Source organism: uncultured Maribacter sp., assembly GCF_947495965.1.
Classification (GTDB): Bacteria; Bacteroidota; Bacteroidia; order Flavobacteriales; family Flavobacteriaceae; genus Maribacter_B.
Genome location: NZ_CANMBB010000002.1, coordinates 69,384 through 84,007 on the forward strand (window position 1 = coordinate 69,384; position 14,624 = coordinate 84,007).

Below are 14,624 nucleotides of genomic sequence, written 5' to 3' on the forward strand. Positions count from 1 at the left end.
CTTAAAATTTTTCAAAAACTCCTAAGCCAAATAAAGCAAAATCATATTTTACAGGGTCTTTAGGGTCTAGTTTTCGTAAAGATGTGTCTAGCTCTAAAAGAGCTTTTGCATCGTTTTGTTTGCGGCTCAAAAGTTTTAATTTTCTTGCAACATTACCAGAATGTACATCTAAGGGGCAAGATAAAGAGGAGGTGGGTATGGTTTTCCAAATACCAAAATCTACTCCTGTAGAAGCGTCTCTTACCATCCAACGCAAAAACATATTAATACGTTTGGCGGCAGAACCTTTTAAAGGGTCTGATACGTGTTTGGTTGTTCTTTGCGGATGCGGAATTTCAAAAAAAATAGACTTAAAAGTAGAAATAGCTGGTTGTAAAGAATTTTCGGAGAGGTTAGTTTTAAAAACAGATTCTAACCCTCCGTTATTTTGATAAATATTACGTAAGCTTTTTATAAAAAATTTTGCATCTTCACTATTAAAAGTTCGGTGTACAAAAGTATTAAAGGCTTCTAAATCTTCCTCTTTATGCTGCATAACAAAATCATGAGGAGAATTTCCCATAATAGTCATCATTTGTTTTGCATTTTTAATAATACTTTTTCTATTACCCCAAGCTATTGTTGCGGTTAAAAAAGCACTAATTTCTATATCTTCTTTTTTAGAAAAGGTATGCGGAATTTGTATGGGGTCACTATCTATAAAATCTGGTCTGTTGTATTGTAAAACCTTAGCATCTAAAAAATCTTTGAGTTCTTTTTTAGTCATGTATTATTTATCTGCATTCCATTCTTGCCATTCTATAGATTCTTCTTTTTGCGTAAAGTTGCCATCTACCATAACTAATTTTCTATCGGCTAAGTTTGCTAGTTCTTCATTATGCGTAACAATAACAAAAGTTTGGTTGTATTTTTCTCTTAATTCAAAAAATAATTTGTGCAAATTATCGGCACTTTCAGAGTCTAAATTACCACTAGGTTCATCTGCAAAAATTATTGAAGGATTATTAATTAAAGCCCTGGCAACAGCAACTCTTTGTTGTTCTCCTCCAGATAATTCATTTGGTTTATGATTATATCGGTGAGATAACCCTAAAAAATCTAATAACTCTTTAGCTCTTTTTTCTGCTTGTGCTTTATTTGTTTTTTTTATGAATGCAGGAATACAAACATTTTCTAATGCTGTAAACTCTGGAAGCAATTGGTGAAATTGAAAAATAAAACCTATATGTTCATTTCTAAACTTTGCAAGCTCTTGATCCGTTAAATTAGTAACATCTATATTATTAATTAAAAGACTGCTATTTTGTTTGTTATATTGAGCATCTAATGTTCCTAATATTTGTAATAAAGTTGTTTTTCCAGCACCAGATTGGCCAACAATAGATATAACTTCACTTTTTTTTATGTGCAAGTTTACTCCTTTTAAAACCTGAAGTTCTCCATAAAATTTTTGAATATTGGAAGCCTTTATCATCTATAATTTTTTAAAGGGATGAAAGTAAACATTAGCACGGACATACCAAAATATAGAGATAATCATTAAAGCTGTCTTTTAAATATATGCCAGTACACATACCAAAATACTAGGAATTAATAGAATAGGCATATATTTGCATAATATTAGCATTAAAAGATATTATAGAGCATGTCATCATATAAAAATTTAGAAGAATACGATCAAGAAATTACGAAAGAAGTACAAGAAAAATATACTTCTATTTTAAACGGAATTGGCGAAGATGTTTCTAGAGAAGGTTTAATTAAAACTCCAGAAAGAGCCGCAAAAGCAATGCAGTTTCTTACGCAAGGATATGATTTAGACCCCGTAAAAATATTAAAGGGAGCTATGTTCAAAGAAGATTATGATGATATGGTTATTATTAAGGATATAGAATTATATTCTTTATGTGAGCATCACATGCTACCTTTTTTTGGGAAAGCGCATATAGCTTATATTCCTAACGGTCATATAGTTGGACTAAGTAAAATCCCAAGAATTGTTGATGTTTTTGCAAGAAGATTACAAGTGCAAGAAAGGCTAACACATGATATATTAGAGTGCATAAATAATACTTTAAAACCAAAGGGAGTAGCTGTTGTTATTGAGGCATCTCATATGTGTATGATGATGCGAGGTGTACAAAAACAAAATTCTGTTACAACTACATCAGGATTTAGAGGACAGTTTGAAAAACAAGAAACAAGAAATGAGTTTCTTAAACTTATAAGTTCTCATTTGTCATAATTTGGCATCTTTGTTGCTTTAGTAAGTATAGAACACTAAATTATTTATATGCCTACTACATCTAATAAAAAAATAAAACACCTCTTTCTAAGCCTTTTGTTTGATGGTATAGGAATGCTTTCTTTTGCAGTTCCTTTTCTTGGAGATTTCTCAGATGTTATTTGGGCTCCTATTTCTGCTTGGCTAATGATTAAACTTTATAAAGGGAAAATTGGGAAAGCAGCAGGACTAGTATCTTTTGTAGAAGAAATTATACCTGGGTTAGATGTTATACCAACCTTTACTATAATGTGGTTATATACTTATGTATTTAAAAAATCTAAATTTAGTAAGATTATAGATGTAGATTAATTTCTTCATTAAACGTTGCTTATAATCTAGATTTAAATGCTTAGAAGTTTGTCTCAATTTTTTAAGATTATTTTCATAAAGATTTATCCAGAGGTTATTTGCTAATTCTTATTACAATGTAGCAATTGTTACAAAAATAGAATTCAAAAATTGTAACTTTACATAAGACCAATTTTTGAGATATTTAGTAATGAGTAGACGTAAATTTATTAAAAAAGCCACTCTAGGAACTCTTGCAGGTTTAATTGGTGCCGATATTGTTTTTGCAGCTTCAATGCCAGAAAATTATATCCCTATTGCTTCACAAGAACCAAATTTGTTTCAATTATTTGGTAAAAGTAAAGAGATGACTGTCCTAAATAGTAAACCATGGAATATAGAGGCAAAAGCACATCTTTTAGATGACAAGGTTACCCCTAACAAGGCTATGTTTTTGCGTAACAATGGGTTGCTTCCAGAGAAAATAGATGTCGATAATTGGGTGCTAACAATAGATGGTGAATCTGTCAAAGAAAAAAAAACATATTCTTTATCAGAATTAAAATCAAAATTTAAACACTATACCTACCAACTTACATTAGAATGTGGTGGTAATGGCCGTAGTGAATTTGATCCACCTGCTAAAGGTAACCAATGGACAATTGGAGCTGTCTCTTGCGCAAATTGGACAGGAGTAAGGTTAAAAGATGTTTTAGAAGATGCAGGTATAAAAGAAGATGCTGTTTATATAGGATACCATGCAATAGATTCGCATTTAAGTAGGGACCCAAACAAAGAACCTATTTCACGTGGTGCTCCAATGGCAAAAGCATTACAAGAAGAAACATTGTTGGCATTTAAGATGAATAATGATGCAATTCCTTTAGCACACGGATACCCATTACGTTTAATTGCTGGTGGTTGGCCGGCTTCTGTTTCTGGAAAATGGATTAATAGAATTAGTATTCGTAATAAAGTACATGATGGTACTAAAATGACGGGGACAGCATATCGTGTGCCATGCAAACCTGTTGCTCCTGGTGAAAAGGTTAAAGATACGGATATGTGTATTATAGAATCTATGCCTGTAAAGTCTCTAATTACATATCCTAAAACTGGAGCTATAATTAAAGAGAATAAAAAATTAAATATTAGGGGGCATGCCTGGGCTGGAGAATTAGAAGTTACCCAAATGGAATATTCTATAGATTTTGGAGCTACATGGCAAAAATGTACTATAGATAAGCCAGTTAATAGACTGGCTTGGCAACATTTTAGCGCATCAATTTCTTTTCCACAAAAAGGGTATTATGAAATATGGGCAAGAGCTATAGACTCTCAAGGAGTAAAACAACCAATGGTTTTACCTGGTTGGAATCCAAAAGGGTATCTTAATAACGCATGTCATAGAATTGCAATTAAGGTAATTTAAGATGAGAGAAAACTCAAATTTTAGAACTCAAGTAAAGACCTTTTATGCGTTTTTATTAGTTTGTATTTCTCTTTTAGTACTTCTAAGTATTGTTCTATTAATGTATAATAGTAATCCAAATATTTTTACAAGTAAAAAGGAATTAGATATTAAAGATTATGTAGAAGTAAGTAAAGAAGATAACTATGATAAAATTGAGAATGGTATTCATGTAAGAACTGGCTTTAAAGAAGGAGAAGGTTTAATGGAAACTGTAAATAATTGCACTAATTGCCATTCTGCTCAATTAGTTATTCAAAATAGGATGAATAAAGAACAATGGGTAGAAACAATACAATGGATGCAAGAAACCCAGAATTTGTGGGATTTAGGAGATAATGAAGCTATTATAATAAATTATTTAGTAACTAATTATCCGCCAGTTAAAAAAGGTAGGAGAGCTGTTTTATCTCCTGTACAATGGTATAATTTAGAGGATGAATAAATACATATATGGTTTTGGTAACGCAATAGAAGGTAGCATAAACTGGACATGGAAATCTATTTGTTTTGATGTTCCTTGGTATACCAATTACTTTTGGGGCTTATTTGTTATTTCTTTACTTGTTTGGGTTTTAGAAATTGTATTTCCATGGCGTAAAAAGCAATCTATTTTTAGGAAAGATTTTTGGTTAGATGCTTTTTATATGTATTTCAATTTTTTTATCTTTTCAATTATTATTAGTGGTTTTTATAAAGTTATAGAATTATTCTTCATAGAATTTAATATTAAAGTAACTAGTTTAGCAATTTTTAATTTAGAGATTTTACCTGTCTGGGGAAAACTACTAGTTTTTTTTATAACTCTAGATTTTGTACAATGGTTTACCCATATATTACTACATAAATATCCGTTACTTTGGCGTTTTCATAAAATTCACCATAGTGTAAAAGAAATGGGGTTTGCAGCACACTTGCGTTACCATTGGATGGAAAATATATTGTATAAACCTTTAAAAACAATAGGGGTAATGTTGTTGGGTGGTTTTGAACCTGAACAGGCTTATATTGTTCATTTCTTTGCAATAGCTATAGGACATTTAAACCATTCTAATATTAAGATAACTTGGGGGGCTTTAAAATATATATTAAATAATCCTGTAATGCATTTATATCATCATGCATATACTATTCCAGAAGGTAAATATGGTGTAAATTTTGGTATTAGTTTAAGTCTTTGGGATTATATTTTTAGAACCAATTATATACCAGAATCTGAAGGAAAAATTGCCTTAGGTTTTGAAGGAGATGAAAAAGTTCCAAGTTCTTTTTTAAGTCAATTAACTTTTGGTTTTAAGAAAGAAAAAGGAAAAAATAAGACTGCCTAAAAATTTTAGACAGTCTTTATAAAATTTAATTTGTATTTATTTATTCAATTTCAACACCTGAAAATGTAATATTTAAATCTTCAGAACCACCTGTAGAAGTTCCCCATGCATCACTATCATCAGTAGTTTGTGGCTCATGTATTAAAGCTATTTGTACATTCCCAGAGCTAGCTGCACCAGCTACCCATGTAGTTTTAACACCTAATTTACTTCCTTCAGCACCATCTGTATCATCACTATCTCTTGTCATAGTTAAACCTATACCGCTTACAGCATATTTAAAAAAGTGCTCATCTGCTTCCGGAATAATGTCATCATTTAAAACATCATCTGCAGGATCCTCAGATTCATTTGTTAGTACAAGGCCTAGAGAATATGTTGCTCCAGCAGTAAAAGTACCAGTAATAGTTTCTGTAGATACTCCATCTTGCCCGTCTGGTGCAATACTTGCTAAAACCACCGTGTCTGTATTATCCGTAGTGTTTGTAAAGGTTAAAGTTACGTCTGTAATTAATTCTTCTTCAACGACTTCTTTTGGATCATTGTCATCACTTGAGCAGGAGGTAAATGAAGTGATAAGTGTTAAACAAAATAATGCGCTAATAAAAAATTTACTTGTTTTCATAGAATTTAAATTTAGATAATTAATGTTTATTGTTTTTGTAGTATTTATTTAATAATTGAGTTTTACTTGTAATGTTATATTTCTTCCTAAATCATCAGCAAAGTATCGCATACGATTTAAGTAATTTCTATAAGAAGTGTCTAAGAGGTTGTGAATCCCAATACCTATATTTAAGCGTGTTTTTTTATGTAATGGAAAAGTGGCTTCACTATAAAAATGTAGTAAATGATATGCAGGCGGAGGAGAACTAATATCTATAGTTGTCATTTCTCCATTAAGTTCATTTTCTACTTCAAAATTAAAATCAGGAAATTCATTTTGTTCTAATACCCAATCAGATTTTAAACTAGCAGAAAAATTATGCCATGCTTCATTACTATATCTAATTTCATTTGTGGTATTAAATGACGGAATATCAATTAATGGTAAATTAGTATCTAAATCATATCCTTTTATAAAAGCTGTTTTGTTTTGCCACTGTAGCGCATTCGTTATTTGGTAAGTAGCTGTAAGGTCTATACCAAATAGGTTAGCATTTGTTTGTTGGTAACTCCATAAAGGAAAAGGGCCTCTTGTTGTTAGTATAAAATCTAAAGGTCTCAGATATATGTAATCTTTAATTTTGTTATAAAACACTTCGGTTATAACATTAAATTTTGATGTAGTATAGGTGTGCGAAGCAGAAATCCTATTAGCAACTTCTTTGTTAAATCTAAGATCTCCTAATTCAAATCGTGCTGCGGAATGATGTAACCCATCGCTAAATAACTCTGATGCATTAGGGGGTCTACTTGCTAAATTATAGTTTAGTATAATTTGATTTTTTTCATTTAACCTATACTTTACTCCAACAGAAGCGGAGATGTTATGGTAGTCGAAAACAGGATTAGTTAAAAATTGTGTATTTGTTTCTTCTATAATAATATCCGAAAAATCTACATTATAACCACGTTCTTCCCATCTAGACTTGCGATAGAATTTTTTAGCATCCATTCTGTTAAAATCATACCTTAACCCAGCATCTAAAACTATAGCATCATGTACGCGCCATTCCGTGGTAGTGTAAACTCCAAAATCATACTTAGTATAATCTGGAATTAAACGTCTTACACCAGTATCTGGATTTGCAAAATTATCCTGATGCCTTGCCATGAATCCAAAATCAACTTTTCGGTCTAGGTTTGCATCTAAATTTACATCGGCTAATAAGGTATGTGTTTGTAGAGTCAGATCAACGGCAGGTATATTTTTTCTGTCCCCAATTCTTACATCAAATTCAAAGCGTTGGTTGTTTTGATAATCATATTGTAAACTAATTTTTCCAAAGTTTTGAAATCGTTTATAATAGTTTGCTTTAGCTAAATGATGTGTAATTTTTTGCTTGGGAACATTAATGGAGTAACTAAAATCTTCCATTAAAATGGGTTGCCCTAAATTTATAGCACGCTCAAGATCAAAAGCACTACCAATATGAGAAGCTCCTAAAATACCAATTTCACTATTTAAATAACTATAATATAATTCAAAACCAGATTCAAATTTCTTTTTCCCCAACCTAGCAGCTAAGCCTACGGAGTTTAAACCTGTATTGGTAAGATTATAATCTGGAGTTTTAAAATCCCCATTCTTTTTATAAGAACCCTGAATTTGAGCAAACCAGCCAGATGTATAGTTTTTGTTTAATGTAGAAGATATATGGTAACCTCTTCCATTAGTTTGCCCGCCAATAATAGTTCTTCCATAAAGTGTGTCTTTAAGAATAATATTGTTTGGATTAACAACAACTACACCACCTATAGCATCACCTCCATAGGCTAATGAACCAGAACCCTTTATAACAGATATTTGATTTGCACTATTTATATCAATATTAGGAGCATGTTCTATTCCCCATTCTTGATCTTGTAAACGTACATTGTTATTTAGAATTAAAATTCTACTGCTATGCAAACCATTTATCATGGGTTTTACAATAGTATTTCCTGTGTTAATTGAAGAAACTCCAGAAACTTGTTGTAACGCGTCTCCTAAGCTTGCTGCGCTAAAACGCTCTAAATCTTTAGTTTTTATAATAGATTCTTGCCCTGTATTAGTTTTTTTAATGAAGCTATCACCGTTTAAGGTTACTTCATTTAATTCTTCTATATGGTGCTCTAAATTTATTTTAGTGTAGGTATCACCATTTATTAAAACTGCAATACGTTTAGTTTCACAACCAATATGAGAAACTTCTATATTGTAAGTTTGATCACATAAATCTTTAAATGTGAATTTTCCTTTTTCGTCTGCTATTGTTATTTTATTTGTGCCAACTAGTTTTACAGTTGCATTTATTAAAGGCTTTTTGTCGTGAAAGTCTAAAACTTCTCCAATAAAAATACTTTTACAATTTTGACTGTAAATAAAACCTGAGAATAGTACAAATAAAATTAGATAGATATTTTTCATTTTTATGAAATATCATGATTACTAATTTATTTACTAATTTAAATGAAGTACTATGCTAGGTATGGGGGGGCTTTGTTTCTATTTTTATTTAAATAGCTTTGTTTGTGAAGTGTTTCAACATAACCTAATATTTTATTTTCAGGTATTTGTTGTGTTTTAGTAAGCTTTTTAAATAAAAAAACTGGAGTATTATTATAATCTAAATTGGTAAGATTAAAAGCAATTAAACAAATGTCGCAAGGGGTCTCTTCTTCATTTTCATCCCCATTATGACTAGTATTATCATCTTGGCAATGACTTAATTCTTGTTCATGAAAATATACATGTAAATTAATAGTATTACTAGCTAGTAATACTACTAAAAAAAAGAGAGATGATATTTGTATAATATAATTTTTCATCAGAATTATCGCAAAGATAAAGCTTATCTAATAAATGAATACAAAAAAGTTGTCTTATTAGTAATTGGTAACATCTAGAAGTTTATTTAAATAAAAAACCTAAACCAAATCTGCTTAACATTTTCTTTTCAAAATTCCAGAAAAATTTAAATTGACCAAACAACCAGCCAAAAGCAACTAATAAAACTTGGTAAATTGGGAAAATAATTAAAATTCTCAGTAAAACATATATCACTGCTCCCCACCACTCACCAGAAAAAGATTCTCTGACCAGGCCTAAAGAATTTAAAAGAGGTTTTGCTAAAAATACAGAGGAAGAACCAGTTACAGAAAAGACAATTAAAATTAGTATTATTTGAAAATTAGAATCTATACCCCAACGTTTTTTAAGCTTCTCCATGATTAATTTTAAAGAATGGATTGCAAATATACTTTTTAAATACGAGGCATAAAAGGACCTAAACGTTGATTATACTTTCTTTGAAAATAAATAAAGTAATTGTATAGTTTGTAATTTACATCGTATCCATAATTAATATTTGGTTGGTAATTAATTTCTAGCTCATATAAATTAGGATTAAACCTTTGCGGTTGTAAAACTCTACGGTTCCATTCCGAAACATATATTTGATTTCTATTTTCTAAGTAAGTTTGCGAGTAAAAACCCTCAGGTCTTGCAGTGCTTTGTAACCAAAAATTAAAACCAGGTTCTATTATTATAATTTCATACTCAGTAATATCACTAGAAATTGTAATTGTATCTCCTTCTGTTTTATTAAAAGAAGTTTTCTCATCATCGGATATGGATATACGTTCTTTAGAAGTTTTACAATTATTGAAAATTATAAAACTTATACTAAGGAAAATTAATAATTTAATGGTTGATTTTTTCATTTCACCTAAAGTTACTATTTTTTTTAAAAGGTTTGTGTTTTTTTATGGTTTAGACCTTTTAAGGTAAGATATTTGTCCAAAAATAAGAGGGTTATATTCCAATTATAATTTATGGACGCAACATTAAATATACCAAAAACAAAAAAGCCAAGAGTTGTAATAATAGGAGGGGGCTTTGGAGGGGTTTCTATTGCTAAAGAATTAGTTACTAGGAAAGATTTTCAGATTGTGTTAATTGATAGGCAAAATTACCACACTTTTCAACCTTTATTATATCAAGTTTCTACTTCGTCATTAGAACCAGAATCTATTGCTTATCCTTTACGGAAAATTGTAAAAAGAGGAAAGAATACATTTTTTAGAATGGCAGAGGTTTTAAAAGTAGATACATCTAAACAAGAAATTGAAACTACTATAGGTTCTTTAACTTATGATTATTTAGTAATTGCTACAGGAGCACGTACTAATTTTTTTGGAAATAAAGCGATAGAACAAAATGCTATGCGAATGAAGAGTGTGCCACAAGCTCTAAAATTACGTAGCTTAATGTTAGAAAATTTAGAACAAGCTGTAATTACTCCTAATTTAGAAGTAAGAAAAGAGTTGTTGAATTTTGTTATTGTTGGGGCAGGGCCAACGGGTGTAGAACTTGCTGGTGGTATAGCAGAACTTAGAGAAAATGTATTGCCAAAAGATTATCCAGATATGGATTTTTCTGAAATGGAAATTCATCTTATAGAGGGGGCAGATAGAATTTTACCACCTATGAGTGCTGAAGCTAGTAAAAATGCTAAGAAATTTTTAGAAAAATTAGGAGTTAAAATTCATTTTAATACTATAGTTACTAATTATGAAAATCACTTAGTTTCTACAAATACTGATTTACAATTAAAAGCTGCAACTTTTGTTTGGTCTGCAGGAGTTACAGGAGCACCTATTAATGGTATAAATGGCGAGGCTTTAGTAGAAAGAGCAAATCGTTATAAAGTAAATGAATATAATCAAGTTTTAGGTTTTGAAAATGTTTTTGCGGTAGGAGATATTGCATTAATGCAAACTAAGAAATATGAAAGAGGGCTGCCAATGGTGGCACAACCTGCAATACAACAAGGAAGTCATTTAGGGAAAAACTTGCGTGCATTGCATAAGAATAAGCCATTAAAAGCTTTTAAATATTTTGATAAAGGTTCTATGGCAACTATAGGACGTAACAAAGCTGTTGTAGATCTAGGGAAATTACGTTTTGGTGGTTTTTTTGCTTGGTTTATTTGGATGTTTATTCATTTGGTTTTCTTAGTAGGGTTTAGAAATAAGGTAATAACCCTATTTAATTGGGTTTATAACTATATTAATTTTGATAAAGCCTCTCGTTTAATAATTACACCTTTTAAAGCAAAGGAAGATACGGATGTTGTTTAAAGGTAAATTATTGTTCTAGTATATGCATAGTTTCAAGTTTATGCCTGAGGATTTTTTGAACATTTAAAATTTGTAACGCCCTTTAATTAAACGCTAAACTGCAATTGTTTTATGCAATGTTGCTGTTAGTTTTGTCTATTCAGTTATATACATTTGGGTTATGTTTTTCCATATAAACTTCAGGATTAGTTATTTGTGTAAACCCAAATTTTTTATAAAGCCATTCCGCTGTGTCAGTTAATAAAATCCAACGTCTTAATCCTTGAAGATTAGGGTGTTCCATTATTTCATTTATTAGCCACTTACTTAATCCCTTTCCTCTAAATTCTTTTAGAATATAAACATCTCCTAAATATGCAATAGTTGAATAGTCTGAAATTATTCTAGCAAAACCAATTTGCTGATTTTTATAATAAAGTCCAAAATTCAAAGAGTTTTCAATGGATGTTTTCAAAATGTTGATTGGAATTTCGTTAGCCCAATCGGTTTCGTTTGCAAGGAATTTGTGAATGCTCAAAATATCTAATTTATCCTTGTCCGTTGAAATGGTATATTCATTTCTATGAACTTCTTTTATTTTCATCTCCGTTTACTTAATTAATACCAATTTCTAGTAAAAAAAAAGACCGAACAAGTATATGTTTGGCCTTCTTTTTAAGTGTTTTAATAAGATTTATTTTCCAAATAAGCCTCCTAAAAGACCACCTAATCCGCCAGCACTTTTGTTTCCTCCAAGAACCATTCCTGCTACATCGTCTAAAATGCTACCATCACCATCAGAATCTAAAAAAGATTCAATTAAAGATTGTTGTTGGCCTGCATTGCTTCCGCCGCCTAATAAACCACCAAGAACATCACCAATACCATTAGCATCTGTAACATTTTGTTGTTTTGCTTGTTTTCCTAAAACTCCCATTAAAAGGGGAGCAGCAACTTTTAATATATTAGCAACACTACCAGCATCTATTCCAGATTTTTGGCTTAATGCATTTTGTACTTGTGGTTGTTTGTTACCAAGAATATGACCTAATATACCAGCACCATCATCCATAACAGATTGGTCTACACCACCACCGAATAAACCACCAAGGTTTTCTAAAATACCACCATCATGTTTGCTAGATAAAGCAGACATAAGTCCTTGCGCTCCTTCTGGAGTAGATGCGTTTCTTTTCATTGCACCCATAAGAACTGGCATAGCCATAGTTAATAGGTTTGCAGTACCAGATTCTGATTGTCCAGTTTGTCCAGCTACGCCGCTAATTAATTGTTTACCCATTGGGCTGTTTAATAAGTCTAATAATCCTGACATGTTATAGTTGTTTAATTAATGTTTCAATGTTCTAAATTTAAAGAATAATTAGGTATTATGCTTTAAAAATCTTTATTATTTGTTTAGCAAGTTCCATGCCAATTTTATCTTGAGCTTCTACAGTAGAAGCACCAATATGTGGAGATAATGAAATACTTGGGTGCATTAAAATTTTTATTTCTGGTTTTGGTTCAGATTCAAAAACATCTAATCCTGCAAAAGAAACTTTTTTGTTTTCTAGTGCTGCAACCAATGCAACTTCATCTACACTACCACCGCGAGCAGTATTTATGATGCCAACACCATTTTTCATACTATTAAAATCATTTTTATTTATAGTATAATTCTTTTGGGAAGGTACGTGTAGAGTAATAAAGTCTGCAGCTTTTAAAACTTCTTCTTTTGGAGAGTTTTTTAAATTAAAACTTACTTTTTGATTATCAAAAAAGTTGATTTCCAGAGAAATGTTGTCAACAGCAGTATCATGATACATTACTTTCATACCAAGACCAATAGCTATTTTAGCTGTTTCTTGTCCTATTCTCCCAAAACCAATTATACCAAGAGTTTTTCCACGCAGTTCTAATCCTTTAGCATAGCCTTTTTTTAGTTTTTTAAAATTGCTATCTCCTTCTAAAGGCATGTTGCGGTTAGCATCATACAAAAACCTAGAGCCACTTAATAAATGTGCAAAAACTAGTTCTGCTACAGATATAGATGAAGCTTCGGGGGTGTTTATTACTTTAACGCCTTTTTTATTTGCATAAGCAACATCAATATTATCTAAACCAATTCCTCCACGACCTATTAATTTCAAAGAAGAACATTGGTCTATAACTTCTTTGGTAACCATAGTGGCGCTGCGTACTAATAATACAGATACCTTATGTTCATTTATATAGTTAGCCAATTGCTCTTGCGCAACAGTAGTAGTTAATACTTTAAAACCATTAGCTTCTAAAGTAGATATTCCTGAAGTAGAAATACCATCATTTGCTAATATTGTCATATACGTTTTCTATTAAAATAGTTGGGGTTATTATCCTTTTCTTTCCATTTCGCTCATAACATCTACCAATATTCCTACGCTTTCTAAGCTTAGTGCATTGTACATAGACGCTCTATAGCCGCCAACAGAACGGTGGCCATTTAATCCATTTATTCCAGCCTCTTCTAGTAATTTCTCAAATTCACCTTTTAATTTATCATCAGAAAGGTTAAAAGTTGCATTCATATTAGAACGGTCTGCCTTATTTGCATATCCGTTAAAAACAGGATTTAGTTCTATTTCAGAATATAAAAGTTGTGCTTTTTTGTTATTAATTTCTTCTATTGCTGCAATTCCGCCTATATTTTTTAACCATTCTAGAGTTAACATAGAAGTGTAAACCGCAAATACAGAAGGCGTATTAAACATACTTTCTTTTGTAATATGTACTTGGTAGTCTAACATAGAAGGAATTTTTCGAGACACTTTTCCTAAAATATCTTGCTTAACAACCACTAATGTTGCTCCAGCAGGCCCCATGTTTTTTTGTGCTCCTGCATAAATTAAGTCGAACTGAGAAAAATCTAACTGTCTAGAGAAGATATCAGAACTCATATCACAAATTAAAGGTGCATCTGTTTTTGGAAACTTTTTTATTTGTGTTCCAAAAATAGTGTTGTTTGATGTTAAATGAAGATAGTCTAATCCTTCTGGTACCGTATAGCCTTTTGGAATATATTTAAAGTTTTCATCCTTAGATGAGCCTACTTCCATGACATCTCCAAATAATTTAGCTTCTTTAATAGCTTTATCACTCCAAGTACCCGTATTTAAATACCCTGCTTTATTTTCTAAAAGGTTATAAGCGGTCATTAAGAATTGCGTACTAGCACCACCTTGTAAAAATAACGCTTCATAACCTTGCCCTTCTAATCCTAGAAGTTCTAGAGCTAAAGACCTTGCTTTTTCCATAACAGCAACAAAGTCTTTACTTCTGTGAGATATTTCTATAAGTGAAAGTCCAGATCCATTAAAATCCATTACTGCTTCTGAAGCTTGTAATAAAACTTCTTTAGGTAAAATACATGGGCCTGCACTAAAATTATGTTTTTTCATATTTGTTTTTTTTTGAGGAGCATAAAAATACTAAGAATATGCTTTAT

General features: G+C 30.9%; 17 protein-coding genes. 6 read left to right on the forward strand and 11 right to left on the reverse strand.

Annotation, left to right across the window (positions count from 1 at the left end; all coding sequences use genetic code 11):
* Window position 1 precedes the first annotated feature (1 nt).
* Together Q0820_RS04660 and Q0820_RS04665 are read right to left on the reverse strand one after the other, a co-directional pair.
* A complete protein-coding gene (locus Q0820_RS04660) occupies window positions 2–766 on the reverse strand; it encodes a TIGR02757 family protein (RefSeq protein WP_298485574.1) in 765 nt (254 codons plus the stop codon).
* 3 nt (window positions 767–769) lie between these two features.
* Window positions 770–1,474 (reverse strand): ABC transporter ATP-binding protein, encoded by a 705-nt coding sequence (locus Q0820_RS04665; RefSeq protein ID WP_298485576.1) that lies wholly within the window; start codon window positions 1,472–1,474, stop codon window positions 770–772.
* 171 nt (window positions 1,475–1,645) lie between these two features.
* Here Q0820_RS04665 and folE point away from each other — a divergent pair, with 171 nt between their 5' ends.
* The 5 genes from folE to Q0820_RS04690 all read left to right on the forward strand — a co-directional run bounded on the left by folE (window position 1,646) and on the right by Q0820_RS04690 (window position 5,374).
* Complete coding sequence (folE, locus tag Q0820_RS04670; protein ID WP_298485578.1) at window positions 1,646–2,245, forward strand: GTP cyclohydrolase I FolE; 600 nt, start codon at window positions 1,646–1,648, stop codon at window positions 2,243–2,245.
* A gap of 48 nt (window positions 2,246–2,293) precedes the next feature.
* Window positions 2,294–2,596: a hypothetical protein gene (locus tag Q0820_RS04675; RefSeq protein WP_298485579.1), complete on the forward strand. Its 303-nt coding sequence runs from the start codon at window positions 2,294–2,296 to the stop codon at window positions 2,594–2,596.
* 190 nt (window positions 2,597–2,786) lie between these two features.
* The gene (locus Q0820_RS04680; protein WP_298485581.1) at window positions 2,787–4,007 is read left to right on the forward strand and encodes a sulfite oxidase; all 1,221 of its coding nucleotides are present in this window, start codon (window positions 2,787–2,789) and stop codon (window positions 4,005–4,007) included.
* A 1-nt stretch (window position 4,008) separates the two neighbouring features.
* Window positions 4,009–4,491 (forward strand): monoheme cytochrome C, encoded by a 483-nt coding sequence (locus tag Q0820_RS04685; protein WP_298485582.1) that lies wholly within the window; start codon window positions 4,009–4,011, stop codon window positions 4,489–4,491.
* Entirely contained in the window at window positions 4,484–5,374 is an 891-nt protein-coding gene (locus Q0820_RS04690; RefSeq protein WP_298485584.1) for a sterol desaturase family protein, read from the forward strand. Before Q0820_RS04685 ends, Q0820_RS04690 begins: the two co-directional genes overlap by 8 nt.
* A gap of 40 nt (window positions 5,375–5,414) precedes the next feature.
* Here the strand turns inward: Q0820_RS04690 and Q0820_RS04695 are convergent, their stop codons facing one another.
* The 5 genes from Q0820_RS04695 to Q0820_RS04715 form a co-directional block, all read right to left on the reverse strand.
* A complete protein-coding gene (locus Q0820_RS04695) occupies window positions 5,415–5,999 on the reverse strand; it encodes a type 1 periplasmic binding fold superfamily protein (RefSeq protein WP_298485586.1) in 585 nt (194 codons plus the stop codon).
* A gap of 48 nt (window positions 6,000–6,047) precedes the next feature.
* On the reverse strand, window positions 6,048–8,447 hold the full coding sequence (locus Q0820_RS04700; RefSeq protein WP_298485588.1) for a TonB-dependent receptor: 2,400 nt from the start codon (window positions 8,445–8,447) through the stop codon (window positions 6,048–6,050).
* 50 nt (window positions 8,448–8,497) lie between these two features.
* On the reverse strand, window positions 8,498–8,848 hold the full coding sequence (locus Q0820_RS04705; RefSeq protein WP_298485589.1) for a hypothetical protein: 351 nt from the start codon (window positions 8,846–8,848) through the stop codon (window positions 8,498–8,500).
* Window positions 8,849–8,930: 82 nt separating this feature from the next.
* Window positions 8,931–9,248, reverse strand: a complete 318-nt coding sequence (locus tag Q0820_RS04710) for a DUF6787 family protein (RefSeq protein WP_298485591.1) — start codon at window positions 9,246–9,248, stop codon at window positions 8,931–8,933.
* Window positions 9,249–9,283: 35 nt separating this feature from the next.
* Complete coding sequence (locus tag Q0820_RS04715) at window positions 9,284–9,742, reverse strand: DUF6146 family protein (RefSeq protein ID WP_298485593.1); 459 nt, start codon at window positions 9,740–9,742, stop codon at window positions 9,284–9,286.
* 111 nt (window positions 9,743–9,853) lie between these two features.
* Between Q0820_RS04715 and Q0820_RS04720 the strand changes: the two genes are divergently transcribed.
* Window positions 9,854–11,161, forward strand: a complete 1,308-nt coding sequence (locus Q0820_RS04720; RefSeq protein ID WP_298485595.1) for an NAD(P)/FAD-dependent oxidoreductase — start codon at window positions 9,854–9,856, stop codon at window positions 11,159–11,161.
* A 139-nt stretch (window positions 11,162–11,300) separates the two neighbouring features.
* On the opposite strand, the gene Q0820_RS04725 is transcribed toward Q0820_RS04720, so the two are convergent.
* The 4 genes from Q0820_RS04725 to serC all read right to left on the reverse strand — a co-directional run bounded on the left by Q0820_RS04725 (window position 11,301) and on the right by serC (window position 14,577).
* Window positions 11,301–11,744 carry a GNAT family N-acetyltransferase gene (locus Q0820_RS04725; RefSeq protein WP_298485597.1) on the reverse strand — a complete coding sequence of 148 codons (444 nt, stop codon included), beginning with the start codon at window positions 11,742–11,744 and terminating at the stop codon, window positions 11,301–11,303.
* 90 nt (window positions 11,745–11,834) lie between these two features.
* On the reverse strand, window positions 11,835–12,473 hold the full coding sequence (locus Q0820_RS04730; protein WP_298485599.1) for a DUF937 domain-containing protein: 639 nt from the start codon (window positions 12,471–12,473) through the stop codon (window positions 11,835–11,837).
* Window positions 12,474–12,528: 55 nt separating this feature from the next.
* Window positions 12,529–13,482 (reverse strand): D-2-hydroxyacid dehydrogenase, encoded by a 954-nt coding sequence (locus Q0820_RS04735; RefSeq protein WP_298485601.1) that lies wholly within the window; start codon window positions 13,480–13,482, stop codon window positions 12,529–12,531.
* A gap of 30 nt (window positions 13,483–13,512) precedes the next feature.
* Entirely contained in the window at window positions 13,513–14,577 is a 1,065-nt protein-coding gene (gene serC, locus Q0820_RS04740) for a 3-phosphoserine/phosphohydroxythreonine transaminase (RefSeq protein ID WP_298485603.1), read from the reverse strand.
* Window positions 14,578–14,624: the final 47 nt, after the last annotated feature.